Origin of the sequence: Ezakiella coagulans (assembly GCF_003096635.1) — a bacterium.
In the GTDB taxonomy this organism is placed as follows: domain Bacteria; phylum Bacillota; class Clostridia; order Tissierellales; family Peptoniphilaceae; genus Ezakiella; species Ezakiella coagulans.
The window spans coordinates 50,888-76,936 of record NZ_QEKV01000003.1; the positions used below are offsets into that span (position 1 = coordinate 50,888).

The 26,049-nt window shown below is 33.6% G+C and carries 21 protein-coding genes; 3 read left to right on the forward strand and 18 right to left on the reverse strand.

The window, feature by feature from the left end; translation table 11 throughout:
* Position 1: 1 nt before the first annotated feature.
* From C7381_RS03110 to C7381_RS03120, 3 genes are read right to left on the reverse strand one after another with little or no spacing between them, the layout of a single operon-like run.
* A complete protein-coding gene (locus C7381_RS03110) occupies positions 2-1,330 on the reverse strand; it encodes a phosphohexomutase domain-containing protein (RefSeq protein WP_034546022.1) in 1,329 nt (442 codons plus the stop codon).
* A gap of 1 nt (position 1,331) precedes the next feature.
* Entirely contained in the window at positions 1,332-2,588 is a 1,257-nt protein-coding gene (locus C7381_RS03115) for a tRNA nucleotidyltransferase/poly(A) polymerase family protein (protein ID WP_116479847.1), read from the reverse strand.
* 54 nt (positions 2,589-2,642) lie between these two features.
* Positions 2,643-4,697 (reverse strand): S-layer homology domain-containing protein, encoded by a 2,055-nt coding sequence (locus C7381_RS03120; protein ID WP_165803575.1) that lies wholly within the window; start codon positions 4,695-4,697, stop codon positions 2,643-2,645.
* Between the two features lie 238 nt (positions 4,698-4,935).
* Between C7381_RS03120 and C7381_RS03125 the strand changes: the two genes are divergently transcribed.
* Positions 4,936-5,538, forward strand: coding sequence for an S-layer homology domain-containing protein (locus C7381_RS03125; protein WP_116479849.1), 603 nt, complete (start codon positions 4,936-4,938; stop codon positions 5,536-5,538).
* A 33-nt stretch (positions 5,539-5,571) separates the two neighbouring features.
* Here C7381_RS03125 and C7381_RS03130 read toward each other — a convergent pair whose 3' ends face one another.
* Positions 5,572-6,678, reverse strand: coding sequence for an ATP-NAD kinase family protein (locus tag C7381_RS03130; RefSeq protein ID WP_245893711.1), 1,107 nt, complete (start codon positions 6,676-6,678; stop codon positions 5,572-5,574).
* Positions 6,656-7,924: a dihydroorotase gene (locus C7381_RS03135; protein WP_165803576.1), complete on the reverse strand. Its 1,269-nt coding sequence runs from the start codon at positions 7,922-7,924 to the stop codon at positions 6,656-6,658. Before C7381_RS03135 ends, C7381_RS03130 begins: the two co-directional genes overlap by 23 nt.
* Positions 7,925-8,014: 90 nt before the next feature.
* Here C7381_RS03135 and C7381_RS03140 point away from each other — a divergent pair, with 90 nt between their 5' ends.
* A complete protein-coding gene (locus tag C7381_RS03140) occupies positions 8,015-9,388 on the forward strand; it encodes an aminopeptidase (protein WP_116479852.1) in 1,374 nt (457 codons plus the stop codon).
* A 66-nt stretch (positions 9,389-9,454) separates the two neighbouring features.
* On the forward strand, positions 9,455-9,961 hold the full coding sequence (locus C7381_RS03145) for a nitroreductase family protein (protein WP_034546034.1): 507 nt from the start codon (positions 9,455-9,457) through the stop codon (positions 9,959-9,961).
* 31 nt (positions 9,962-9,992) lie between these two features.
* Here C7381_RS03145 and C7381_RS03150 read toward each other — a convergent pair whose 3' ends face one another.
* The 13 genes from C7381_RS03150 to C7381_RS03210 all read right to left on the reverse strand — a co-directional run bounded on the left by C7381_RS03150 (position 9,993) and on the right by C7381_RS03210 (position 26,048).
* Positions 9,993-11,630: a hypothetical protein gene (locus C7381_RS03150; RefSeq protein ID WP_116479853.1), complete on the reverse strand. Its 1,638-nt coding sequence runs from the start codon at positions 11,628-11,630 to the stop codon at positions 9,993-9,995.
* A 68-nt stretch (positions 11,631-11,698) separates the two neighbouring features.
* Positions 11,699-14,179, reverse strand: a complete 2,481-nt coding sequence (locus C7381_RS03155; protein ID WP_116479854.1) for a hypothetical protein — start codon at positions 14,177-14,179, stop codon at positions 11,699-11,701.
* A 10-nt stretch (positions 14,180-14,189) separates the two neighbouring features.
* Entirely contained in the window at positions 14,190-14,924 is a 735-nt protein-coding gene (locus C7381_RS03160) for a hypothetical protein (RefSeq protein WP_116479855.1), read from the reverse strand.
* A gap of 295 nt (positions 14,925-15,219) precedes the next feature.
* Positions 15,220-15,786: a hypothetical protein gene (locus tag C7381_RS03165; protein ID WP_116479856.1), complete on the reverse strand. Its 567-nt coding sequence runs from the start codon at positions 15,784-15,786 to the stop codon at positions 15,220-15,222.
* 107 nt (positions 15,787-15,893) lie between these two features.
* On the reverse strand, positions 15,894-17,891 hold the full coding sequence (locus C7381_RS08775) for an ABC transporter ATP-binding protein (RefSeq protein ID WP_116479857.1): 1,998 nt from the start codon (positions 17,889-17,891) through the stop codon (positions 15,894-15,896).
* Between the two features lie 10 nt (positions 17,892-17,901).
* Positions 17,902-19,035, reverse strand: coding sequence for an ABC transporter permease (locus C7381_RS03175; RefSeq protein ID WP_116479858.1), 1,134 nt, complete (start codon positions 19,033-19,035; stop codon positions 17,902-17,904).
* Positions 19,035-19,982: an ABC transporter permease gene (locus C7381_RS03180; protein ID WP_116479859.1), complete on the reverse strand. Its 948-nt coding sequence runs from the start codon at positions 19,980-19,982 to the stop codon at positions 19,035-19,037. The genes C7381_RS03175 and C7381_RS03180 overlap by 1 nt, the downstream gene beginning before the upstream one ends.
* Positions 19,983-20,052: 70 nt before the next feature.
* Positions 20,053-22,065 carry a peptide ABC transporter substrate-binding protein gene (locus tag C7381_RS03185; protein ID WP_165803577.1) on the reverse strand — a complete coding sequence of 671 codons (2,013 nt, stop codon included), beginning with the start codon at positions 22,063-22,065 and terminating at the stop codon, positions 20,053-20,055.
* 511 nt (positions 22,066-22,576) lie between these two features.
* Positions 22,577-23,344, reverse strand: a complete 768-nt coding sequence (locus tag C7381_RS03190; protein ID WP_116479861.1) for a hypothetical protein — start codon at positions 23,342-23,344, stop codon at positions 22,577-22,579.
* Positions 23,338-24,045, reverse strand: a complete 708-nt coding sequence (locus C7381_RS03195; protein WP_116479862.1) for an ABC transporter ATP-binding protein — start codon at positions 24,043-24,045, stop codon at positions 23,338-23,340. Before C7381_RS03195 ends, C7381_RS03190 begins: the two co-directional genes overlap by 7 nt.
* Entirely contained in the window at positions 24,020-24,394 is a 375-nt protein-coding gene (locus C7381_RS03200; RefSeq protein WP_034546056.1) for a GntR family transcriptional regulator, read from the reverse strand. Before C7381_RS03200 ends, C7381_RS03195 begins: the two co-directional genes overlap by 26 nt.
* 8 nt (positions 24,395-24,402) lie before the next feature.
* Positions 24,403-25,170 carry a hypothetical protein gene (locus tag C7381_RS03205; RefSeq protein WP_034546059.1) on the reverse strand — a complete coding sequence of 256 codons (768 nt, stop codon included), beginning with the start codon at positions 25,168-25,170 and terminating at the stop codon, positions 24,403-24,405.
* On the reverse strand, positions 25,170-26,048 hold the full coding sequence (locus C7381_RS03210) for an ABC transporter ATP-binding protein (RefSeq protein ID WP_165803578.1): 879 nt from the start codon (positions 26,046-26,048) through the stop codon (positions 25,170-25,172). The genes C7381_RS03205 and C7381_RS03210 overlap by 1 nt, the downstream gene beginning before the upstream one ends.
* Between the last annotated feature and the right edge of the window lies 1 nt (position 26,049).

Here is a 26,049-nt window from a genome sequence, read left to right on the forward strand (position 1 = left end):
GTTATGCCTCCTTTTCTATTACATCTTTCAGTGTGTTTGCCTCAATTTTTAGCTCTTCTAAGTCTGTTCCTTCGAGCATAATTCTAACATATTTTTCAGTTCCCGAAGGTCTAATTAATACTCTATAATTAGGATGTCTTTCATGCATCTTTTCAATTGCAATAGATATATTTTTGTTTTCTCTAAACGTTTTCTTCAGATGATCGTCCGCATTCGCATTTACAAGAACTTGCGGATAATCCGTATAGGCTTCACCTATTACTGATGCCTTTTCATTCTTGGATGCAAGCATATCTGCAACAATAACAGCCGTTTGTACACCGTCACCCATAGTGTTGTGGTCAAGGAAAATTATGTGTCCGGATTTTTCTCCACCAATAACATATCCATGCTTTCTCATGCCTTCCATAACATATCTGTCGCCTACATCCGCTCTTTCAAGTTTAATATTATTTTTATTCAAATATTCTTCAAATGCCATATTGCTCATAGTTGTCGTAACTACGCCGTCATTTGTAAGAATACCGTGTTCAAGATAATTCCTAGCAGAATATGCAATAATATGATCTCCGTCCAGCACATTTCCCTTTTCATCGGAGAATATAACTCTGTCTGCGTCCCCGTCAAAGCTGACTCCAAAGTCAAGCTTTTCTTTTAACACAAGTTCTGCAACTTTTTTCGGACAAGTTGAACCGCTATTTTCATTAATATGCCTTCCGTCTCCATTCGAGAAAATTTTCTTGACTTCACATCCAAGTTCTTTAAAAATTCTTTCAGCAAAATAGCTCATAACGCCATCTCCTGAGTCGATGCCGACTTTAAGACCCTTTAAACTATGCTTTGGAATTTCCAAAATATGATTTACATAATCTTCCTTGAAATCTGTTCCATCACGATATTCGCCAATCTCATCATAACTTTTTTCATCATTTTCGATTGTATCGATAATGGATTCTATTTCCTCTTCGATTTCGTCCGAAAGCTTATAACCATCACCGCCAATAAGCTTAACACCGTTATATTCGTACGGGTTATGACTTGCACTGATCATGACAGCAATGTCTGCATTATTTTTTCTAGCAATATATGCAACCGCCGGTGTCGGTACAATACCCAAATCATAAACTATGCCACCCTCAGCAATTACCCCAGACATTAAACTCATTTGAAGCATCTTGCTTGAAATTCTTGTATCCATCCCGACAACAACAGTAGGTCTTTCTTTTTTTATATATTTTACAATTGCTCTTCCCGTTTTATATAGGAACTCGTTTGTTAGCTCTTTATTTGCTATTCCTCGAGCTCCGTCCGTACCAAAATACTTTTTCATATTACCTCCGGATTCTATTATGAATTATATCGGCAAATTTCAAGAGATTTTCTTTTTGGTTATTCTCTTCAACCAAAGTTAACTTAAAAATCTCATTTAAAGTTTTTCCAATAAGGGCACCTTTAATTCCAATTTTCATCAGGTCATCGCCGTTTATATCAACCTCTCTAATAGAACTTGGAATCAAACCCCTCTCTATATTATGAATGATTTTTGCTATTTTGTCAATTTTTTCACTCTCTGCAGACGAAACGCCCCACACAATTCTGATGAAATTATAAACATCATAAAAATCAGAAAGTAAATCTGCTCCATATTTATTCAAAATATAAGCGCAAACTTCCAAATAATCTTCTGAAGAATTGTAAAACTTAATAAGTTCTTTTATTTTTATAATCTGTTTATTTCTAAAGCCAAGAAAATTCAGAAATGATTCAATGTCTTTAATTTCAAATTTAATAATTAATATAGATATAAATATATCATATTTTATTCTATATTTTTCTAAACAATTTTTAAATAAATTATATTTCTGTTTATATTCTCGATCATAAGTTCTTTTATTAATAAATCCTATTTCACAAAGTAAATTAAATACTAAATCATCTTGTTTTAAAATAATTGTTTTTAACTCATCATATTTATAGTCATTACTAATATTTTTAATTAAATAAAAATTTTTAAAAATCTCAGAATAAGTTTCTTTTTGAAATTTAAAACTTAGTAGTTCTCTAAATTTTAGAGCTCTTATAATTCTTTTTGTGTCTTCTAAAATTCTTTTTCTAGGACTTCCGATAAAACTTATTCTACTATTCTTTAAATCTGAGATACCGTTTGTAAAATCTAAAATTTTCTCATTTCTGTCCATATATATTGCATTAATTTTAAAATCTCTTCGTCTTGAATCGACCTCGGGCTTATTAGTAAAAATTATTCTCGGTTCACAAGTTTTACCATAAAATTCTTTTCTCATAGGTGTAAACTCAAACTTTAATCCTGTCTTCTTATCTATAAACTTTATTGATTTATAATACTTCTCATATCGCAAAAATTTAAATTCTTCTTGAAAAAATCTAGCTTTAAAAACAATAAGCGATTTAACATTTATAGCAACATCAAAATCAGAGGTGCTCCGATTTAGAAGAAAATCTCGAACTGCACCTCCTACCAAATATGCCTCATATCCCAATAACTCATATATTTTATTTAAAATATATATCGCTCTTTCTAAATATTTGATTTCAAATTTCTTGTTCATATCTTATTTATACCCGAATTTTATGTAATAAAAAAGCCCCGAAGGGCTTTTGGTTTAATAGTTAAAAGGTGTTGTTTTAGCATTTACTTCCGTTGCAATATATTTTCCGTCTTTTAATTCAACCTTAACAACTGCTTCAAAGTAAACATTGTATGAACGATTTTCTATTGCTTGCATCATTTGTGTAATAGTCATAGCTTTGCCGTCCAAATAGAATTTTGTTTTATAATCGTCAATTGGGATTTGGTTTGAGCCATTTTGAATCTTTGCATTATCATAAGAATAATAGCTACTGTTTCTAGATGTATCCAAATCAATGTATCCATCACGAGAATAAATTTGATATAATTCTCCCACATATGTTCCTGCCGGAATTCCGTCATATGCGTTATTTAGAATTTCAATTGATGTTGCTACACCATTCTTCATTTTGATATTAACAAGCATATCTCTTCTTAGATATGTTAAATCCAATCTTCTATTGCTATTGTATGCATAGACATCTGTGTAGCTGTCAACGTTTATTGAAACATATTCATTTCTACGAGTGTCTTTGTATAGTTTTGGAGATACATCCATAGTTGAGTAATTTCTTCTTACATCGTTATAAATATATCCGTAAATATTTCCGTCTCTTACATTTCCGTCAAAATCATAATAGATTCCTGTAACAATATCATTACTTCCTCTATAGAATTCGAAACTTACAGGTTGCCCTTTTACAAAGTATTTATTGCTGTTATTTCTCGTTAATTCTCTTGCATCTACACTTCTATTTGATTTATTTATATAAACATAATTGTCGAGTTCATAATAGTCTGTTCTGCTTGAGTTATAGTCAGGTCTGTAATATACTCTATATTTTCTGCTTCTTGAGTCATATTCAAATTTTTCAAAGAATCCGGCGAAGTTTATATTTTTCTTAGCTTCAACTTTTGTTGCTTTGTCTTGGCTATAAGTTACTTTTACTTCATATCCTTCTCTCAATTGATCAAATCTTGCAGTCTTACCGTCGAGTTTTATGTCGGCGTTTCTAAAGTCGAGTGTTATAGTTTTTGTACTGTTATTTTCCTTATACTCAATCTTTGTATCATAATTGTTGCTTCTAATTTCTTTGATCGTTCCATTGATTTCTTTTATAGCATCTTTAAACTCTCCGTTATATACTGTTTCCCCTGAAATTGTAAGAACAGCTTCCATGCCTTCTTTAACATTTGAGGCGTTGCTTGTTTGACCGTTAACCGTAACGTTTGCATTTGCCGGGAAATTGTATACTTTTAACTCATTGTTTGGAGTATTGATTGAAATAAAATTTTGTCCATTGCCCATGCCGAAAATTGATTTAACAACACCCATTACATTTTCAAGATTTGATGGTACTGACGGTGTTGATGGCACAGGTGTTACAGTAGTATCATTTAATTTATTTCCGTTTTGTTCAATGTATGCGTATGCAACATACAACATTTTTGAAACTTCAGCTCTTGTAATTGTAGACTTAGGTCTAAAGTTTCCGCTTTCATCTCCTTGTGTGCTTAATACTCCAGCTTTTTGAAGTGCACCTATCTTAGGTATTTGATCAGCATAATTTTTAATCAAAACATTTGAATCCTTATATTGTAATGCTGTAGGAACTTTATCAAGACCCATGGCATTGAAAAATAAATCTACTGCACTTATCCTTGACATTTGATATTGTGCATTATCTTTTATCATTGATGGTGTTCCTTTTTTTGCAGCAGAATTTAAAAGTTCCAAACTAACAACTTTTTTTTGAAGGCATTTTAAAAGATATGGTCTTACCCATGGTGTCGGTTTCACGCTATTCAGCGTCGGTCCATATGTGCTTTCTGCACTTTGCATATCAGCTTCAGACACATTTAAAAAGTTCGATAGCATTTTTATAAGTTCTGTAAATCTTACCGGTTCATTCGGTTTGAATTTTCCATCAGGAAATCCGTTTATAAATCCCAAGTCTGCACATTGTTCAATATAACTTTTTGCCCAGTAAGTGTCTTTGATATCTTTGAAATTAGCGGCAAATGTTGTAACAGGCAGCATTAGAACAGCTGCTGCAATTGCCACAAATTTAGTAATCTTTTTGTTCATTTCCATCCTCCTTATATCAATCCATTAGAATCTACTTTTAATTGTACACTTTAAATACACTAATGTCAATCTCATGAGTGTTACATTTATGTTTCATACTTGAAATAATAATTTGTTATATTACATTTTTGTGACGTTTATCTTGATTCTATTGAAAAAAACACCTGTATAAAGTATCATATAAGTATAGGTGCGAGTGCACTGTTGTTTTTGTATAAACTTGAAAGGGGCCACGAACTTGAGAAGAATAGTTAATTCGCTTTTCACTTTGTTTTTTGTCATTTTGTTTTGTCTTAATTCAAATGTAAAAGCTTATACAACTAAATATTATAGTGAGGCGAAACTTCTTGAAAAGTCAGACATCATTAAGGGGGATACTAAAGGAGATTTGATGCTCGAGGAAACTCTTCAAAGGCAAGACCTTGTAATAATCATTGCAAGACTTTACTCTGAAGAAAAAAGAGCTCAATCTATGACTGGAAAACTTGAATTCAAAGATGTTGACAACAAGGCCTATTACAGACCGTTTATTATCTGGGCTGCTGAAAAAGGCATTATGGAAGGTAAATCTGATAAAATATTTGGTGTTGGCGATGACGTCACAGTTCTTCAACTCGAAACAATCTTACTCAGGATACTGGGATACGAAGAAGAAGCTAAAAATTCAGATTTGATTGTTACTCTTTCAGATTCGCTTGGACTGAACGAAGGCATTAATTCAAGAAACAGCGACAGTATAAAACGTGGCGAACTTTCAAAGATGATTATAAATGCACTGAATATAGAAAGAAAAGGTTCAACTATAAAATTAAAGGACGTTTTGAATCTTGACATAAAATAACTCCCAATCGATATGATTGAGAGTTATTTTTTATTATTCAACTTTTTTCATGGAATAGAAATCATAATCCACCAAAACTTTTACATATCCTCTTAGCATATTATTTACGTCTTCATCTCCCGTATCAACCCTCAAAGGTCCTTGTATGGAATTTAATTTTTTTCTTGTTGCAAGAACAATGATATTCTCTTTTCTTACTTTTTTTATTACCTCCGGTGAAAATTGTTGATTTCCACGACCAAATATATATCCTTGTCCTCCAATTACTGTAACAATAATTTTACTCTTTCCATATTTATCAATAAGTCCCAATATTTCCTTTTCCGATAGATCTTTTCCCACAAGTTTTTTATTTAAAACAGCATCGACTCCCAAAAGGGAACCTTCATATCCACAAATGTTTGCAATCGGTTTTAAAGTTGAACCCGTTCCAATAAAATAGAGCACGTTCTCTTCCATATTATCAACCGTACAATGACATATTGTATCAATATCGGCCTGGCCTCCAGCAGTTGATGGACTCTTTAATGCCTGCATCAATTTTGCAACAAACGGAACATACATATAACCATAAAGTTTAACATTTAAGATTTCATTTCTGAATGCTTCTTCATCTATATCCATTACCTCTTCTAAAATTTTATCTACTTTTTCCCCGTTCATCATTCGATTTATAAGAAAAGCCGCGGATTTTGGAGTATTTGCAAAAACTGCAGAGTGCATTTTTGTTCCTGCAGGAATTCCCACAACAGGAAGACTGTCTTTTACAGCGTCATAAATATTTCTTGCTGTTCCGTCCCCCCCTGCAAAAACTATTAGGTCCACATTTTCTTTTAAAATTTCCCTTGCGATATCAGTTGTGTCTTCCCCTGATGTTTCATCTTTTATATTGCCCACAACTTTATGCTTAATCCCCAAACTATTGAGCATGGCAGATCCCATGACGCCCGGAGCCGCAACAATTTCAGGAATACTATTTTCAGATTTTAAAATTTCAAATACTTCTTTTGCACGTTCATTTGCCTTCGGTTTAGCCCCACGCTCTATTGCAAGTTTTTGAATTTCCTTACCGTCACTTCCCTTAAGTGCTGCAGAGCCACCGATTCCAGCCATCGGATTAACAATTAAACCTATCTTCACGTTTATCCTCCTTCATATCGTTATAAAGAACCTTTCCATCCTTTATTGTCATCAAAACCTTTCCAATCATTTTTCTACCGAATAGCGGTGTGTTTTTAGACTTGCTGTATGAGTGGTCATAAATATATTCCGCATCTTTGTCAAGAACTACCAAATCTGCTCTTTCACCCGGTGCAATCGGAGACTTTATTCCAAAAAGAGCTCTAGGATTTGTTGATAAACATCTTATAATATCTTTCATCGGCATAATATTTTCACGATAAATTTTTTCCATTGCAACTGAAAATGCGGTTTCAATAGATATTAGTCCGCTTTTCGATTTGAACTCACCAAGTTGTTTATCGGCCTCAGTGTGCGGGGCATGATCCGTTGCAATCATATCGATTGTGCCATCCTTTAACCCTTCTACTAAAGCAACTCTATCCATTTCAGTTCTCACAGGTGGATTTACCTTTAAAAGCGTGCCGTATTTTTCGACCATATCCTTTGTGAAAAATAGATGTGTAGGCGTTACCTCGCAAGTAAATTTTAAACCGCTTTTCTTTGCATCCCTTATAAGTTCAACGCTTTCTTTGCTCGAAAGATGTTGAATATTTATATGTCCGCCGTATTTTTCTAGAAGTTTCAAATCTCTTTCAATAATCGAAATCTCTGCTTTCCTATTTGCGGTATCGTCATATCCCGGATGCTCTATAAAACTAGGGTCCTCTTCATGAAGGCTCAAAATAAATCCATACTTCTCTGAAAGTTTAAGAGCTTCGATCATCACATCTTCGTGAACAATTGGAAATCCGTCATCCGTAATACACTTAACTCCAATTTTTTTCAAACCTTCAAAGTCGGTCAAATGCTCACCTTTCATTCCAATAGTCATATTGACCGATTGAAATATGGTCAAAGGTATATTCTTTATTTTTTCCTGTACTTCTTCGTATTTTGAAATTGAATCAATTGGCGGTTTAGAGTTTGCCATTGCACAAACATGAGTATAGCCGCCTCTTATTGCAGCACGAGCACCGGTCTCATAGGTTTCCTTGTCCGATTCACCAAAATCTCTAAAGTGAACATGTGTATCAAAAAATGAAGGTGCCACAATTTTTCCTTCTAAATCGAACACCTCTTCATTCGGTTCACAAACGAGAGAGCCTTCAACAACGTCTTCAATTTTTCCATTTTTTATTCTTATATCCCCCTCGAAATCAACTCCCGAAAGCGGATCAATAATATTAACATTTTTTAATAGCAATATAAACACCTCTTTTAAATTATACCCATAAAGATGACATAATTTTCAAAATCTGTTATAATATTAGTATAAAAAAGAAGGGAGATTTTTATGGTTAGAAAAAATGCATGGTTAAAGCTCGATGAAGCTGAAACAAAAAATGTTTTTGACTACAACGATGACTATAAAAAGTTTTTAGACATCGCAAGAACAGAAAGACTCGCAAATCAAGAAATTATTAAAAGAGCCAAAGAAAACGGTTTCAAGGATCTCGAAGAAGTTATAAAATCCGAAGGAAAACTTGAAAAGGGTGGAAAATATTTCGTAAACCACAAGAATAAATCAGTTGCTCTAATTGTTTATGGTTCAAAACCTTTGAGCGAAGGTCTTCAAATTGTTGGAGCTCACATTGACTCTCCAAGACTCGACCTAAAACCGAATCCACTATATGAAAACAGTGGTCTTGTAAAACTTAAAACTCACTATTACGGCGGGGTGAAAAAATATCAATACACAACAATTCCTCTCGCTATTCATGGAGTTGTTTACAATAAAGACGGCAAAAAAATTGAAATTGCAATCGGCGACGATATAAACGATCCTGTTTTCACAGTTACCGACCTATTAATTCACCTTTCACGCGATCAACAATCAAAACCGATGCGTGAAGCAATTACAGGTGAACAACTTAACGTATTATTCGGTTCTATTCCATTAAAAGACAAGGAAAAAGATGCTGTAAAAGAAAATATTTTAAAGCTTATTAAAGAAAAATATAATTTCGAAGAAGAAGATTTCCAAATCGCTGAACTCGAAGTTGTTCCTGCTTGTAAGTCAAGAGATTTAGGTCTCGACAGAAGCATGGTAATTGCATACGGACAAGACGACAGAGTTTGTGCATACGCAACAATGCGTGCAATATTCGATGTTGAAAATCCTGAAAAGACCGCTCTCGGTCTATTCATGGACAAAGAAGAAATCGGTTCAATGGGAAATACAGGAATGGCTTCATATTTCTGGGAAAATCTTGTTCACGAACTTGTGAACTTGGAAGGAAATTATTCCGCTCTTGACGTTAATAGAACTCTAAAAAATTCAAAAGTTCTTTCAGCTGACGTAACAGTTGGATATGATCCGGACTTTGCAGATGCTGTTGAAGCACAAAATACTGCATATCTTGGATGCGGAATCGTAGTTTCAAAATATTCAGGTTCAGGCGGAAAAGGTGGTTCATCAGACGCAAATGCCGAATTCCTTCAAGAAGTAAGAAAATGCTTTGACGACAAGGATGTCACTTGGCAAACAGGAGAACTTGGAGCTGTTGACAAGGGAGGCGGAGGAACAATCGCACTTCTACTTGCAAAATATGGCGCTGAAGTTGTAGACTGCGGACCTGCTGTTTTATGTATGCACGCACCTATGGAAGTTACAAGTAAAGCAGACACATATATGTGCTACAAAGCTTATAAAGCTTTTATGGCATAGTTATAAATCATATAGTCCGCTCTCTTTGATTGAGAGCGGATTTCTACTTAAAGGAGGACAATCATTATGGATGCAATTGAAAATATTTTAACCAGAAGAAGCACAAGAAAATTTAAAGACAAAGAAATACCTAGAGAAGCTCTTGAAAAGATTATTGAATGCGCAAAGGCTTCTCCAACCGGAATGAATAAACAACAAAGGCTCTTCACAGTCCTTACAAAAGAAAAAGATATCCAAAAATTAGCAAAGGCAATCGGAGAATCACTCAATCTTGAAAATTACAGAATTTATGATGCGAAAGCTCTCATAATTGTAACAGTTCCAAAAGATTTGAGACTTGGCGATGCTGACACTTCAACTGCAATGGAAAATATGTATCTTGCAAGTCATGCCCTTGGTATTGGAGCCGTTTGGATAAATCAACTTCGCGAAAACAACAGCGAAAAAGTTAGAGACGTTCTTAGAGAATTTTCAATTCCTGATGACCACATCTCATTCGGAATGTGTGCACTTGGTTACAGCGACGAAATTCCAACAGTGAAAGAAAGAACTGAAAAAGTCGTTTTCATATAAAAAAAGCAGCACGATAAAAGTGCTGCTTTTTTTATTCTCCCCTTGCAATGCTTTCAAGCTTTGCAAGTATATCATCAAAATATATATTCATTTTAACATCCGGTGAAAACTGAATAATTCCAAATGTAGAAATATCTTTTTCTTTAATTGCTTCTTTATTTTCATAGTTCCAAAGCATATTTAATGTGTCATCCGTTCTCCCCTGCAAAATATAAACATATTGGCTTCTTTCAAATTTTTCATCTCTTATTTGAATGAAATACTTACTGATAACCTCTTCCATATGACCTTTTAAAATCGTATTTCTGGTTTGGAATTTGGAGTCCAAAATTAAATATGCATCTTTAACGCCGCTGATTTTTAAAACAAAGTCCGGACTGTAGTAGTTTCCCGTCTTATTAAATGGTGTATACATTCCGTCATAACCGCTTGTTCTTAAAAGTCCAATCTCATTTTCATAATGATTGCCGTATATAACCGGTTGAAAATAAAGCGTTAATTTTAAGTCATTCTTTTTTCTATAAAATGTATTATACAAGAACTCTTCATTTTCAAAAAGCTCATTTTCTGTTTTATAGTTGTAATTTATATCCTTTTCTCTATCCGGCAAATATTCGTTCACATCTATAAAATTCAGCAGTCTTGCAAGACAATAATATTCATAAAGCTTATCAAGAGATTCTATATTGTAGAAAAATTTTTGATAAGATAGACTCATATTTCTACTCTTTTGCCACATAAAAATCAAGTTATTTACTTCTTTAATCTTAAAATTCTTCTTAGGTCGGAAAGAATCTTTTTTAACGCGTCGATTGAATGAACCCATCACTTCCAATAGTCTTCTAAGTTTTGAGATGCTTCGTCTTAATCTGTTAAACTCTTTAAACCCTTTCTTTATTCTAAGCTCTTGCGTCGTTATAACCGGTGCAGAAAACCCTGGTGGAATATTTTTCTTTAAATCTCTAAATCTTTTAGTGTTCTTAAAAAGAATGTCTTCGAACTCTTTTAAAATACTTAAAGCATCGTCATGTAGCATATTCAAGAATTTTATGAGTTGAACTCGTTCTTCATCAGAACCCGGTTCCATGTTTTCTCTCTTAGTAAGAAAACTGACACGACCTTGCCTTGTAGTTTTTGATGCACTAAAACCTGCAGAACTGTTTTGTGGAAAAAAATATGGTTTATATTTTTGAACCGCCATAAATACTCTATCAAAATAATTATTTATACTGCTCACAATGAGTGCTGATTCAGATGATTCCGAGTTTATTTCTCTATAAAGCCCCTTGTCCGAAGCGATATAATAAATCATATCTTTTAGATTTTCTCTGTCTGTGTCATTTTTTGTAGTTACAAGAATCCTTTCAGACTGAAGATTCATTTCCTCATCGTCCTCAAATCTTATAAAAAGATTCATTCTAATTGAGTCAATAAGCATTAAAAACGGATACGAACGAACTCTTCCACCTGCCGGTGTTTGAAATAGAAATCTGTATTCATATCTATTATCTTGTTTTTTTACAAATTCTATTTCTGCAATCGGCTCCGAATCAACAAAAAGTATTCCTTCAGCAATTTCCTTATCAGTATATGTGATGTACTCAATACTGTAAAGGCCATTCTCAAATACACACCCTTTCAAAAAAGACGACTTCTTTTCTTCATCCATATCTATAACTAAGTCATTTTTTGGATAAATACAGTGTAATACGAGGTAACTTTTAATAGTAACACCCCCTAAAAATCAAGACGACTTTCAATATCTATTCTATCTTTCGTAGCCTTTATATCTTTGAATCTGCTTTCCAACAGCTGCATATTCTTTAACTCATTTAAAATTCCTGAGAAAAACCTATCGTTCATTTTGTCCAAATTCAAATTTGGTAAAATAAATTGGCTTATTGCAAGTTCAATAGGAAGGAACTTTTGCATAGGAGATGTAAGATCCATCATATCTTGAACCGACTCAATATAATCTCTTGCCTTTTCTTCTGATCTCGATGAAATATATGCTCCGTTTTTCCTGAAAATTGACATCAATGAGTTGAATTTGATTTCAAAGTCATTTGAAAAAGATTTCTTTTCATTAAATGTCATTATATCACTATACGAAACCGCTCCTCTGTCTTCAAATTCCAAATTATTTAATTTATAAACGCTGCGTCCATCGTAATTTTGAGTTGAAGTTGCAGAATTGTCATAAAATCTATCAGATAATATAAATCCAGTGTGATCATCTGTAATTGTTGTCAAAATTCTAAGGCTAGGCTTTATTTCAAACTCTCTTCCTCCACCTAGACTTATATTCATAGTTTCGTTGATTTTTTTATCTATAAAACCTGACAAATAGTGCTCCGGAATCGAAGAGTTAACATTGTCAAAAAGAACACATGACAAAACATCTTCCGTATCTTTTTCCATCATTTCAAGCAAATCATATAAACGTCTGTTGTTCTTTACAATTTCGCCGGTATTTGGATTATAGAAACCAACCAAATCTCGAACCGATCTAACATCCGGGTCAACATTTATACGTACAAATCTATTATTTTGCGAATTTAATCCCAATGCATTTAAAAATGCTGTTGCTCGTGAAGTCTTTCCACTGCCGGTTTTACCATCAAAATTTACAATGAAGTTTTGTGCAAATAGAGCAAGTAAATTAATAACGCCATTCCTTGAAATTCTATGATTATATACTTTGTTCATCTTGTATAAAATATAGTCTATAATTTCATCCTTCGAATCGAAATTAGCGTATGACATATTTTGATATGGTATATATTCGAAATTCTTTGTACCTCTAACGGTCATAAGAATATCATTAAAGCCTTTTTCCTTCAAAGCGCGTCCAATCACTCGTCCAGTATTATTAAACTCTTCTATGCCGTCTTTTAGTTCTTTTAAAATGCTGTCGCGAGTTTGAGATAATTCATTTATTTGAGCTTCTCTTGCCGATATATTTTGCTTTAGAACTGAGTCGGCAGTCGCCAAATCATAGATACCGACGAGAGAATTTATTTCCGAGTCAAGTTCATCACGCTTTTTCTTAAGTGCATCGATTTCCATATTAAGCTTATTTGAAAGTTCTTCATTTTCTTTTAATATAAAACTCTTAGCGTCAGAAACTTCACTTCTGATTGTATCCAATGTTGATTCAAGATTTGCTTTTTCTCTATTTAATTCATCAAGTCTCTCTCTTACCTCTATAAATCTCGTAGAGCGTTCCTCAAGTTCCTCAAACCTTGTATCCAATATCTTGCGTAAAACATAATCTCTATTTTCTTCATCTTCCATAAGATAATATGAAATCTTAGAGAGAAAATCATCTTGATATTCCGAACTTCTTATTAGTTCTTTAAGTTTTATCAAACGATTTTCCGTTATATCCGGATATTTTTCCGGATCAATTTGCGTTAGTAAAAGTTTTTTAAGCTCTTTAATTTGATTTCTGTCGGTCATCTTTCTCTCTTCAAAAATCGAAAGGATTTTATCGAGCAGAGTTGTGTCATTTATAAAATCATATGAGTCTTTTAAATCTGCCGATTCAGACATTGACTTAGCCATAACCAAATCTACACCATTGTCTGCTCTGTCGCCTATTCTTAAGACTTCTTTTGAAATGATTGCAGGATTCGGTTTTAAAATATGATAGTCAAATTTATCAGTTGCAAATAATTTAATTTGATTGTTTTCAACATAATAATCAAAAGGGCCAAAATATCCCTCTTTGTTCTTAACAACAATATGTTTTGTATAAATATTATCTAAAAAATAATCTATAGATTTTCTCTTTAAAATATCTTCAATTGAAAGATCCGTTTTTACTACTTGATAAAAATTACTGTCCTTAAAACCCTCAAGCCAAACCTCACTAATTTCTTCACTATATGTCGGGTTAAATTTTAATCTATAATGGTTATTTTGTTGATCCTTATCCTCTTCAGGCATAATATTAAGTTTAGCTTTTACCAAGTGAGAAAGCTTATCAACTACATCCTCTGCCGAAAATCCACCCTGAATTCTAACTTCAAAACTTCCGAGCATTGGAAAATCTGCCGGATCAATTGGAACAACAGTCTCGTCATCAACTAAAATATATCGTGGATAAACATAGCACACTCTATTAATAGCATTAGTATTTTCTCCATGAGTATAATTTTCATTGTAATAAATCCAACCTAAAAGTGTCTTATCAACATAATTTTGAATCTCCATAAATAATCTCCTATCTCAAAATTAATATTCTTAATCGCCACAACAACAAAGCGATTATTGGAAAAATAAAATTTAAAGAACTATTATAGCTCTTCCTATTGTTGTTTTCATCATAAAAATAATAAAATAACGGTGCAAAGATCATACTTGCGCCTGGAATAAGAACAGCAAAACTAAAAAGTGATTGTCCCTTTCTATTAGGCTCAAGAAAATTAAGCACAACAAATAAAATCCCTATTATTATTCCATAATCAACTCTACTATATATAGATACAAAAATATATAATATAACAAGTGGAAGTCTAATTATCTTTTTGAAATCAAAATATTTCCAAGCAAGAGTAAAAAATGCTCCAAGAAGAAGTGAAAAAACAGGACTTTGAAATTTAATATCTATTAATTTGTCAAAAGAGTATAAATCATAAATTATTTCAAATATAAAAGTCACTATCGTCAAGTTTAAAACAAATTTTTTCCCTCTCTTTAGAGTACTTAAAAATACTAAGAACACTCCTATAGGAATTGAAACACGTGAAATCAAACTTAATACCAAATAAATAGTATTGTTATCTGCTCCGAAATTAGATGCTCCAGCTCTTATATATCCTGAAACAACTAAATCAAAAACAACAATTTCATTCACCATGTATAAAATTGCCAATAAAGAAAAAATAAAATACAACGCTTGGTATGAAAAAAATTTCTTTGCCGGCTCAGCCGGTTTTGAAGTATTATAATTAAACATTTTCCACCACATATTTTAATAAAAATTTCATAACAAATCTCCTTAACTACATAAATGTTTAAACTAAAAATATCTTAACTATAATAATACACTTAAAACTCATCTATAATTTTATATCGCTCCCCAAAATAAATTTATATAATTCTTTAGTAATTTAATTTAAAATATAAAACTTAAATCAAAAACTTTCTCCTTCACATAATCCTATTTCTAAGAACTAATTTAGCATGATATAAAAACTAATAATAAAGTTGGTACAATTTTAAAAGTGAAATTTAAAATAATTAAAATAAATCTAAAACTTTTTCGAATGGTCACCTAAAATATCTCTTAGTACATCATAATTATTATATCTATTTTTTGTATTTTTTACATTATCATACAGCATTCTGAGATCTTTTTTTATTGACCTCTCAATAAATTTTGCAAATAATATAATACTCAAAATAATTAGGTGCGGCCAAACTGTTTTATAAGCATGCTCTGTAATCTTTCCGCAAAAATTCAAAAGAAAGTCTGAGTTTATAATAACTGAATATCCTCTAATAGAAATAACAATACACGAAATATATGAAATTACAACAAGGACTACTTTATATAATTTTCCTGCAACAAGGGGACTTGTTAAAAATAAAAACGTACTTACAAAAGCATATCCCAAAAGTGAAAGTAAAAATACAATTAGATATTCATAAATTGTTGAGTATCGTGCAATCTTTGAAACCATCTCTGGAGTGAGATCCTTGTTAGAAAGTCTATTTACATCTCCTCCTTCGTAAAACAATTCAATACAACATATAGATACAATAAAAAGAATTATAAACGCAATCATTAGATATTTAAAAATTTTATTTATCTTCATATAAACCTCTATATATTAAAAGGGCATTCGCAAGCCACAAATATCATAACCGATAGTAAATGAATTTTGTAGAAGTTCGCGAGATGCCCCCTTATTTTAAATTATATTTATTTTAAGCTCTTCTTGTATTCTTCAAGTTCTTTATTGTTGCAGAAGATGAAGTGACCAGGTTTAATTTCAACCATTGAAGGCTTATCTTGTGAATAATCATGAATTGATGGGTCGTATACTAAATGCTTACGTCCTTTTTCAATTCTTGGATCAGGAATAGGAATTGCAGATAACAACGCCTTTGTATATGGGTGGATTGGATTTCTGTATAACTCTTCAGCATCAGCTAATTCAACCAACTTACCATAGTACATAACCCCAATTCTATCTGAGAAATACTTAACAACTGACAAGTCATGTGCAATAAACATAACTGTTAGTCCAAGTTTTCTCTTTATTGAGTTCAAAAGATTCAAAACTTGAGCTTGAATAGAAACGTCAAGTGCAGAAACCGGTTCGTCAGCAATAACAAAGTCAGGATTTGTGATAAGTGCTCTAGCTACACCGATTCTTTGTCTTTGACCGCCTGAGAATTCATGCGGATATCTGTTAGCGTGTTCTTTTGTAAGTCCTACAGTTTCAAGCATTTGATAAACAAGATTTTCAAGTTCTTCTTCACTCTTAACCAAATTATTAATTCTAAGACCTTCGCCTATAATTTCCTTAACTGTCATTCTAGGGTTAATAGAAGCAATAGGGTCTTGGAAAATCATGGAAATTGATTGGTGAACTTCTCTTGCTTCAGCCTTTGAGAGTTTACCGGCAATATCTTTACCCTTATAAATGATTTCTCCATCTGTAGGTTTGTAAAGTCTGATAATTGTACGTCCGGTTGTTGTTTTACCACATCCTGATTCTCCTACAAGACCGAAACTTTCGCCCTTATAAATATCGAATGAAATATTATCAACAGCTTTAACTACAATCTTATTCTTGCCACGTCCACTTGTGAAGTGTTGTTTAAGATTTCTAACACTTAATATAGGTTCTTCTTTTTCTGTATGGTGATATTTTGAAACCGCTTGATTTGAATAACTCTTAACTTTATTCTTGAAAGCATCAAGTTCAACATCCGGAGCATCCGGGTGCAATAACCACGTTGCAGCTCTGTGAGTTTCAGAAATATCAAAGAACGGTGGTTGTTGTTCAAGGTCTATTTTCATAGCAAATTGGTTTCTAGGTGCAAATGCATCACCTACAGGTGGGTAAAGCATGTTTGGCGGTGCTCCAGGAATTGTATACAATTCATAATTAGAGTCAGTTTCAAGGTCAGGCATAGCTGCAAGAAGTGCCATTGTATATGGGTGTCTAGGTTTTTCATAAATTTCATAAACAGTACCATATTCAACAACTTTTCCTGCATACATAACTGCAACCTTGTCAGCTAAGTGTGCAACAACCCCAAGGTCGTGTGTAATGAAAACAACACCGATATTTCTTTCTTGTTGAATTTCTTGAATGAGCTCAAGAATCTTAGCTTGAACTGTAACGTCAAGAGCCGTTGTAGGTTCGTCACAAATTAGAAGTTCAGGGTCACAAGCAAGAGCTGTTGCGATAACAATTCTTTGTCTCATACCGCCTGAGAATTGGAAAGGATATTGTGTATATCTTACTTCCGGTTGCGGAATTCCTACAGCCTCCATAAGCTTTAATGCTTTATCTTTTGCTTCATGTTTTGTTGTATTTTTCTTCAAAACAGCAGCTTCAGTGATTTGTTTACCTATTCTCATAACAGGGTCAAGAGATGATAGTGGGTCTTGGAAAATCATAGCGAGTTCATCACCACGATATTTAGCCATTTCGTTTTCAGGTAGTTTTAATAAATCAACACCTTTGTATAAAATTTCTCCATGTTCGATATTAGCATTCTTTGCAAGAATACCCATAATAGCACGTGCTGTTACGGATTTACCGGAACCGGATTCTCCAACTATAGCAAGTGTTTCTCCCCTATTAAGTTCGAAATTAACTCCACGAACTGCGTGAACTTTTCCTGAATAGGTGTTGAATGTTACATATAAATCTTTTACTTCAAGTAATTTATTATCAGCCATTTTTTACCTCCTATTCTATACCACGTAATGTTGGGTCAAATGCGTCTCTTAATCCATTACCCATCAAGTTGAACGCAATCATCATGATTGAGATAACAAATGCCGGGAATATGGTTAAGTGCGGATATTGAAGCAATACTTTTTGTCCATCTGCTAAAAGAACACCGATTGATGGTTCCGGAGCTTGGATACCGAGTCCGATATAAGCAAGGAAAGATTCCCCGAAAATAGCACCCGGAATTTCAAGAGCAGACATTGTAATGATAATGCCTGCGGCATTAGGTAAAATGTGTCTGAAAATAAGAGTTCTATCTGATGCACCAAGTGTTCTTGATGCAAGAACATATTCCATTTCTTTATATTTCAAGAATTGAGCACGAATCATACGGCTCATTCCGATCCAACCTGTCATACACATAGCAAGAGCTATAGGAATGATACCAGGACCGTAGTAGAATACGAACAAAATAACGATAACCAAGTATGGAACACCACCGATAACTTCGATGAAACGTTGCATCAAGAGGTCAATCCATCCACCGTAATATCCAGAAATAGCACCATATATGATACCAATCAAGATATTAACAGCCATAGCAATAAGAGAAATCAAGAATGAAACTCTAAGACCTCTCCAAAGTCTTGTCCATAGGTCACGACCGAGGTTGTCGGAACCGAACCAATAGTAAACGTCATCTCCGCCGTTTTGTTTATATGGGTCCAATTTAATTTTGGACATTTCTGTCCCTTTAACAACACGTGTTGAAACAGTTCCGATATAAGCATCTTTATACTTTTTCTCAATGTTATCTGTTCTAACTTCTTTTGTAGTTGTCCCTGAGAAGAGTGAAAGGCCGCTTAGCCACGAAACTCTCGGAGGCATATTTTGTAATTGAACATTTTGTTCAGCAAATCCATATTTGCTCATTGACGGCCCAAAAACAGCCATAAATGCAAGGATTGCTATGATAATAAAGCTTGCAAGTGCTGCTTTATTCTTCCTAAATCTGATCATTGCGTCTTTGAAGAAACCGATTGCTTCACCTTGAATTACTTCGTCATGAAGTTTTGTATCGATTTGAACAAATTCGAACTTTTCTTTTGGAATATTATTAAGATTTGGAGTTGTGTTTTTTTCTGACATTAATCTCTACCTCCTAATCTGATTCTAGGGTCAATAATACCATAACTTAAGTCAACAATAAGAATTGTAACAAGTGATAATAATGAGAACCAGAACAATACTCCGATTGCTAATGGAAAGTCATAAGCGTTTATAGCATCGACCATAATATTACCCATGCCCGGAATTGAGAAAATTCTTTCAATAACTAAAGAACCGCCCATAATTTGTAAGAACATCGGAATTATGATATTTGCAAGTGGAATAAATGAGTTTCTTAGAGCGTGGCGAACTGTTGATTGAACTTGACTCAAACCTTTTGACTTAGCAAGTAGCATGTATTCTGAGTTAAGTGCTTCTGTAAGTTCAGCTCTTGTATATCTAGCAACACCCGCAATTGAACCGAAGGAAAGTGCTAAAATAGGCAAAATCATAGAATAGAATTTTGACCACGTTAATTTTGTACCAACCTCTGTAATAATCGGGAACCAACCAAGCTTAAATGCTAAGTAATATTGCATTAATGATGCATAAACGAAACTTGGAACTGAAATAAATAAAATAATTAAAATAGAAATAATTTGGTCATCAATCTTATTTTTTCTAATAGCTGCCCAGATACCAAGTATCATAGCTATAGGCATTGTAAAAATAAGAGAGAAAATATTTAATTGCATTGATACCGGAATTTTTGTAGCTAGTACTTCATTTACCGGAACTTTTGGTTGGATAACCAAGGAAATACCGAAGTCTCCCCTTGCGAAGTCTCTAATAAAATATCCATATTGTGTTGTTAACGGGTCATTTAAGTGATACTTGTCAAGCATGGCTTTTTTAACGTCCGCCGGTAATTTGTTATTTTGAATAAAGTTACCAGGCATACTGTGCATAACAAAAAAGCTTATAGTTATAATTAAAAATAATGTTATAGCCATCAAGACAACTCTTTTAGCGATATATCTTGCCATTGTCTTTCTCCTTTCTGAGCATAATTTGGACAAAGAGGGGCCATACCCCTCTTTGTCGAATTATATTTTATTATTGAAGCGGATCGATTTCTGCTTGCATTGGAGCAAAACCGACACCAATTACCCATTCATGTGTTAGAAGGTGAATTCTGTCTTGATATAGACGTGCGTTTTCTGTTTGATACATTGGAACCATTGGAACGTTGTCTAACAACATTTTTTCCATTTCTCCAAGTGCTTCAAGTCTTTCTTGTGGCTTGAAGATCAAGTCGCCCTTGTTTGTTCTTCTGTATAATTCGTCGAATTCATCTGATCTAAATTGGTCACATTTGATACCGAATGTTTGTGTATAAACTTCCATACCACCCCATGGGTTGAAGATTCCACCTGTCCAAGCTCCGAATCCCATGTCGTAGTCGCCGTTTTGCATGTTGTCATAAGCGTTGTTCCAAGGAACTGCTCTCAACTTAACATCGATTCTGTCTGCTCCGAACATGTTTTCATATTCTTGTTCAAGGAATTCTGCCATACCCTTCATTTGGTCAGAGTTATCAAAGTACATGATTTCAACAACCATTTGTTTGCCGAATTTTTCATATGCTTTGTCGAAGAATTCTTTAGCTTTTTCTGGATCATAACCATCATTTTCAGGATAGTTTGCCTTACCTACTTCAGTTTCACGGAATGTGATACCTTTTAGTGGGTCAACTGTTCTTGTATCAGCGATGATACATGGTTGTGGAATAGCTGTCTTGTAAATGTCTTTAGCAAGAGCTTTTCTGTCCATACCCCAGTACATAGCTTTTCTGAAGTTAACATCTGTTAAGAATGCTTTATCAGGAGCTGTAGCTGTCATGTTGATGAACATTTGCCATACTGAGTCTGATTTTGAGAATACCAAACGTGGGTCTTCTTCATACTTATCGTAGTTAGCACCTCTTAAACCAACTGTATCTGTTTCATTGTTTTCGAACAATTGAAGTGCAGTGTTGTCGTCTTCAACAACTCTTTCAGTGATTTTTTCCGGTGTGTAAATGTCTCTCAATGGAGATTTTTCGTTTCTTTCATATGATCTGTATTGGTCTCTTACCCATTCTTTTAAGAGATAAGGTCCTGTAAAGTCGATCTTAGAAATGTCTGTACCATAATCTGTTTCAGTCTTGTCAGCGTTCATTCCGCCTTCATATAAGTCTTTTCTTACTGGAGAGTTTGATGAACCGCCAACAAATGCTAACCAGAAGTTTACTTCAGGGATAGCATATTCAAGAGTAATTTCGAGTGTGTGATCATCAATAGCTTTAAGACCAACGTCTTCCCATTTTGCTCCGCCTTCTGCCAAGTCTTGTTCGTCAACAGAAATTCTGTGAGCATTTAGTTCTTCTGAACGTTTGTCATATTCTTCTTGTTTCTTTGTCTTTTCTTCGCCGTCAGCCATGCCTTCGATTTCTTTTTTAAGTTCTTCAAGAGCTTTTTCTTCTTCTTGTTGAGCTTTAAGTTTGATATTATCTTCAGCATAACCTGTCCAGTATTTCTTTGCGTTTACAACACTTAGGTCACCTGTGAAGAAAGCTTCAGGTCCACGGAAGTTCTTGAGCTTAGGATCAAGAAGCATCTTCCATGAGTAGATGAAATCTTCTGCAGTGATAGGTGTTCCGTCTGGCCATTGAAGGTCTTCACGGAGTTTCCATGTCCAAACAGTTCCGTCTTCGTTCTTTTCAGGAAGAGCAGCAGCTAAGTTTGGAGTAAAATCAAATGTGTCTTTTTCTTTGTTATATGTTAATTCAAGCATATTTCCGAGAACCAAAGCAAGAACATCATTTTCTGCAGATGTTTCTGAAAGGTGTGGGTTCAAAGTTTTGATCTTACCACCTGTCATTCTGAATACAACTTCACCTTTGTTTGCATCAGCTTTATCATCTGTTGCGTCAGTTGTATCTTTGTTGTCTTCTGTGTCTTTTGTTTCATCAGTTGTAGTAGTGTCAGTCGGCTTTTTTTCGTCTGCTGAGTCATCTTTTTTACATCCAGCAAAGAATGTTAGAGCCATGAATACTGCTACTAAGATTGCGATTAGTCTTTTTGACATATATCCTCCTTGTTTCTTCGGGCTAAGCCCTTTATTCTGTGGATATTTACCACTACATACATTATACCACATCGTTACTTTTTTGTAAAGAGTTTATGTTAGATAAAATTTAAATCTCATTACCCGTTGAAGTATAGCGGTTATAACTATGTAATTTAGCGGTTTTTATAAAATGAAATTTCATACAAAAGAGTTACACCATAATTCATTTGCGATTTTCGTGCTCAATATTAGTGTATTAAAGCAAATTCAATAGAATGGTTTTGATAGTGTTTCTCATTTTATGTTTAATCTCATCTTCTCCACCTACTAAAAATTATAACATAATTTTGAATTTATTACAATAGTATTACTAAATTTTTTATTTTTTTTGTAAATTTTTGAAAATAAGTGCGCTTATATTTCTTATATTATATATCCATGTGCTGTTTTGCGCATTAATTTAATTAGTTTTATTCAAAGTTTTACATTGTTTAAAAAGCTCCGATTTGAAAAATCGGAGCTTTAATTTCTATAAATTTATTTTTTTGTCCAAAATCAATCCTGTTGAAAAAACGCTGATAACTGTAAATATCATATTAGTCAAAATATAATATATTTGATCTCCGTCTTTTAGGTCTAGTCCGTAAAACGGATACATAACTAGCGCCTGTCCAGGTAAAAGTTCATTTGGTCTTAAAGTAAATATATATGACTTCAAATATGCTGTTGCAGCTATAAGTGCTACAAGTATTATAATCCACATCCAGCTTAATTTTTTGTATTTTATAGTTGTTTTTGAGATTGAAAGAGAAAGATATATTAATGAAAGTGTCATTACAATATCTGATGTAAAGATGTAGAACATATCATTATTTATTATTTCAGAATATCCTAAAACACCTTTAAAGCTTCCAATTTGAATAAGATTTGTAAGAATTACGTTAATATAAAAACCGACAAGAAGGTATATTAGCGACCATGCCCCCATAACTATCAATTTAGAAGCTACCATTTTCCACATTTTTTGAGGCGTTTGAAATGTAAGATATCCCGTGTCTGAATTTATTTCCCTGTTGAACGAATTTATAGCATACACTATAAACGATATTACTGTTATAGCTGCAACTAAAACTCCAACGGCAGCTATTACATCTTTAATATAATTAAAATTTTCTGCCCTTAAGTGTTTCGAATTTACATTTATTTGAACAAATATTGAAGCAATTATTCCTCCGAAAAGAAATCCCAAAAGAGTTTTAAGGCTTCCCTTGATGTCGTATTTAATAAATTTTAGCATGTCACACCTCCGAAGCAATCCTTAAAAAATTCTTCAACGCTCATCGATTTTTCCACTCTTAAATTGTCAACTGTTTCATGAGCAAGAATCTTGCCGTCGTTAATAATCATAACCTCATCGAATATCGACTCTATATCCCTTACAAGTTGCGTTGAAACGATGAGTGTTTTATTTTGAAATGCCTTGTCTATAATCGAGTTTAATATCATATCTCTTGCTACCGGATCTACTCCACCTATCGGTTCATCGAGCAGATATAGACTTGCATCCCTTGAGAGTGTCAATGAAAGATTCAGTTTCTCTTGCATTCCTTTTGAAAGTTCCTTAACTTTCATGTCTTCACTAAGCTTCATTACCTCGAGCATTTCTCTAAATGTTTCTGTATTGAAGTCGTCGAAAAAATCATTATAATATTCCTTTGCGTCTTTTATTTTCATCCATTTCGGTAAAAAGTTTCTGTCCGGAAGATAAGATACTAATCTTTTTGTAGCTATTCCCGGTTCTTTACCGCAAATTTCAACTCTTCCCGATGTTTTTTGATGAAATGCGGAAAGTATTTTTATAAGTGTAGTTTTTCCACTCCCGTTTGGTCCCAAAAGCCCCAATACTTTACCTTCTTCAAGTTTGAAACTAATGTTCTCCAATGCAGTTTTCCTTCCGTATTTTTTTGTCAGATTATCTACTGTCACTATTGTCGCCATTGTTATTCTCCATTATCAAATTTATAAATTCACTTTTGTCAATTCCCAAATTTTCGAATTCTTCTAAAGTAGTTTTAATTCTCTTTTTTATATATGAACGCCTTTTTTCTTTAATTATTGCTTCATCATCTATAACGTAAGTCCCCATTCCTCTTTTTACTTCGAAAAGACCGGTTCCGACAAGTTCATCTATCGATCTTGCAACTGTGTTGGGGTTTACTTTATATGTCTTAGCTATTTCACGAACCGAAGGAAGCTTTTCAGATTTTTTTATTTGTCCTGATACAAGTTCATGGATAAATATTTCAGCCAGCTGAAGAAAAATAGGTCTATCTTCATTGAAATCCATAATCTCCCCTAATATCTCTTTCTTTTAATAACCAGATATCTTATTCCTGTTGCCAAGAAAATATTTACAAATAACATAATTGTAAACCATTTTTCTTCAAATGGATTTATTCCTAATTGGAACAAGTTGTCAAACACTGGTGCGTATTCAAGCGGCGAGAGCCTTGTGAACCAATCGGCAATTGTTCCAAGCCATGAGTCGAGGCTTACAAGACCTGTAACTTTAAAAATAATCGGCGCAAAGAAGTAGTATAAAAAGCTTATTGCAACGGTTGCACCTTGCAAATTTGTGAGTTCATAGAATAAATGAATTCCGCCGAGCATACACGTTATAATTGAGACTATTGTAAGAATGCTGTATATAAACATTTTCGGTGACACATATGCATCGTATCCTTGTGCCGGCAAATCTTTAAATGTATATGAGAGAGCAACTGTAATTGTTGTAAATACAAGTGCAAAGACAACTGTTGTTAAAACTGATACCAAGTAATCTCCGACAACCGGATTCAAACGGCTCATTCCCCTTTGGAAATAGTTTCTCATTTCCTCTCTTCTCTTAAATGAGGCCGTTGCAATCATGATTGCCATAAATGGAACGACTTGTTTCACAATGTCGTACACATTTGAGAGAAAGCTTGACGACGACTTGGTCGTTGAATATTTTGCAGTTACATAATACGAAAGTCCTATCCCAATCAATCCGAAAATTAAAAGGAGTATATTTGGCATTCTCTTTCTTGTTCTATATAATTCAGCTTTTAAATATGAAAACATTATTTGTTCCTCCCTTCCATACGTCCGAGATAATATTCTTCGAGATTATCTTTTCTTCTTTCAAGTTCGACAATGCTGAGTCCATTTTCATAAACTTTTTTGAGCAACTTGTCTATGTCAAAATCACCGACAATAACACCATCTTTTGAAATTTCAATTTTTAATTCTTCTAAAATTTTCTTAAAATTATTGTCGTCACTTGTCTTTATAACAGTGTGATATCTTAGCTTTTTATCTTTCTTTGACTCTATAATATCGACGACTTCTCCATTTTCAATAATGCAAATTCTGTCGCATAGATGCTCGAGTTCGCTCAAAATGTGCGAGCTGATTAAAATTGTCTTACCTTTATTGGCAAGCTCCTTCAAAAGATTTCTTATTTCAACAATCCCTTCAGGGTCAATTCCGTTTATAGGTTCGTCAAGCACGAGAAAATCCGGATTCCCCAAAAGTGAAAATGCAATTCCAAGTCTTTGTTTCATGCCAAGTGAATATGCCTTGAATTTTTTATCACGAGCATCGGCAAGTTTTACATCGCTCAACAACTCTTCCAAATCTATTGACCTGTCAAGACCGTATGCCGTTCTATAGTATTTAAGATTTTGATAGCCCGTCATATTTTCAAAAAATGCCGGTGTTTCAATGAGTGCACCTATATTTTTTCTTCCATCGCTTAAACTTTCTGATTCGAAAAGTTTTAGCCCACCTTTGTGTCCCGGAAGAAGACCCAAAATAATTTTCATTAATGTTGTCTTCCCCGCTCCGTTTTTTCCAACCAAACCGTAAATTTCTCCGGCTTCTACCGACACATTAACATCGCTCAAAGCTTTTTTTGTGCCGTAATTCATACTTAAATCAGTAGTTTCCAGTACTTTCATT

What these genes read in the sequence shown, in the direction of transcription:
- C7381_RS08775 (WP_116479857.1), bottom strand. Translation starts at nt 17,891, where the DNA reads ATGGCTGATAATAAATTACTTGAAGTAAAAGATTTATATGTAACATTC.
- C7381_RS03155 (WP_116479854.1), bottom strand. Translation starts at nt 14,179, where the DNA reads ATGGAGATTCAAAATTATGTTGATAAGACACTTTTAGGTTGGATTTAT.
- C7381_RS03190 (WP_116479861.1), bottom strand. Translation starts at nt 23,344, where the DNA reads ATGCTAAAATTTATTAAATACGACATCAAGGGAAGCCTTAAAACTCTT.
- C7381_RS03150 (WP_116479853.1), bottom strand. Translation starts at nt 11,630, where the DNA reads ATGGATGAAGAAAAGAAGTCGTCTTTTTTGAAAGGGTGTGTATTTGAG.
- C7381_RS03195 (WP_116479862.1), bottom strand. Translation starts at nt 24,045, where the DNA reads ATGGCGACAATAGTGACAGTAGATAATCTGACAAAAAAATACGGAAGG.
- C7381_RS03205 (WP_034546059.1), bottom strand. Translation starts at nt 25,170, where the DNA reads ATGTTTTCATATTTAAAAGCTGAATTATATAGAACAAGAAAGAGAATG.
- C7381_RS03115 (WP_116479847.1), bottom strand. Translation starts at nt 2,588, where the DNA reads ATGAACAAGAAATTTGAAATCAAATATTTAGAAAGAGCGATATATATT.
- C7381_RS03185 (WP_165803577.1), bottom strand. Translation starts at nt 22,065, where the DNA reads ATGTCAAAAAGACTAATCGCAATCTTAGTAGCAGTATTCATGGCTCTA.
- C7381_RS03180 (WP_116479859.1), bottom strand. Translation starts at nt 19,982, where the DNA reads ATGGCAAGATATATCGCTAAAAGAGTTGTCTTGATGGCTATAACATTA.
- C7381_RS03145 (WP_034546034.1), top strand. Translation starts at nt 9,455, where the DNA reads ATGGATGCAATTGAAAATATTTTAACCAGAAGAAGCACAAGAAAATTT.
- C7381_RS03210 (WP_165803578.1), bottom strand. Translation starts at nt 26,048, where the DNA reads ATGAAAGTACTGGAAACTACTGATTTAAGTATGAATTACGGCACAAAA.
- C7381_RS03160 (WP_116479855.1), bottom strand. Translation starts at nt 14,924, where the DNA reads ATGTTTAATTATAATACTTCAAAACCGGCTGAGCCGGCAAAGAAATTT.
- C7381_RS03200 (WP_034546056.1), bottom strand. Translation starts at nt 24,394, where the DNA reads ATGGATTTCAATGAAGATAGACCTATTTTTCTTCAGCTGGCTGAAATA.
- C7381_RS03175 (WP_116479858.1), bottom strand. Translation starts at nt 19,035, where the DNA reads ATGTCAGAAAAAAACACAACTCCAAATCTTAATAATATTCCAAAAGAA.
- C7381_RS03110 (WP_034546022.1), bottom strand. Translation starts at nt 1,330, where the DNA reads ATGAAAAAGTATTTTGGTACGGACGGAGCTCGAGGAATAGCAAATAAA.
- C7381_RS03120 (WP_165803575.1), bottom strand. Translation starts at nt 4,697, where the DNA reads ATGAACAAAAAGATTACTAAATTTGTGGCAATTGCAGCAGCTGTTCTA.
- C7381_RS03165 (WP_116479856.1), bottom strand. Translation starts at nt 15,786, where the DNA reads ATGAAGATAAATAAAATTTTTAAATATCTAATGATTGCGTTTATAATT.
- C7381_RS03140 (WP_116479852.1), top strand. Translation starts at nt 8,015, where the DNA reads ATGGTTAGAAAAAATGCATGGTTAAAGCTCGATGAAGCTGAAACAAAA.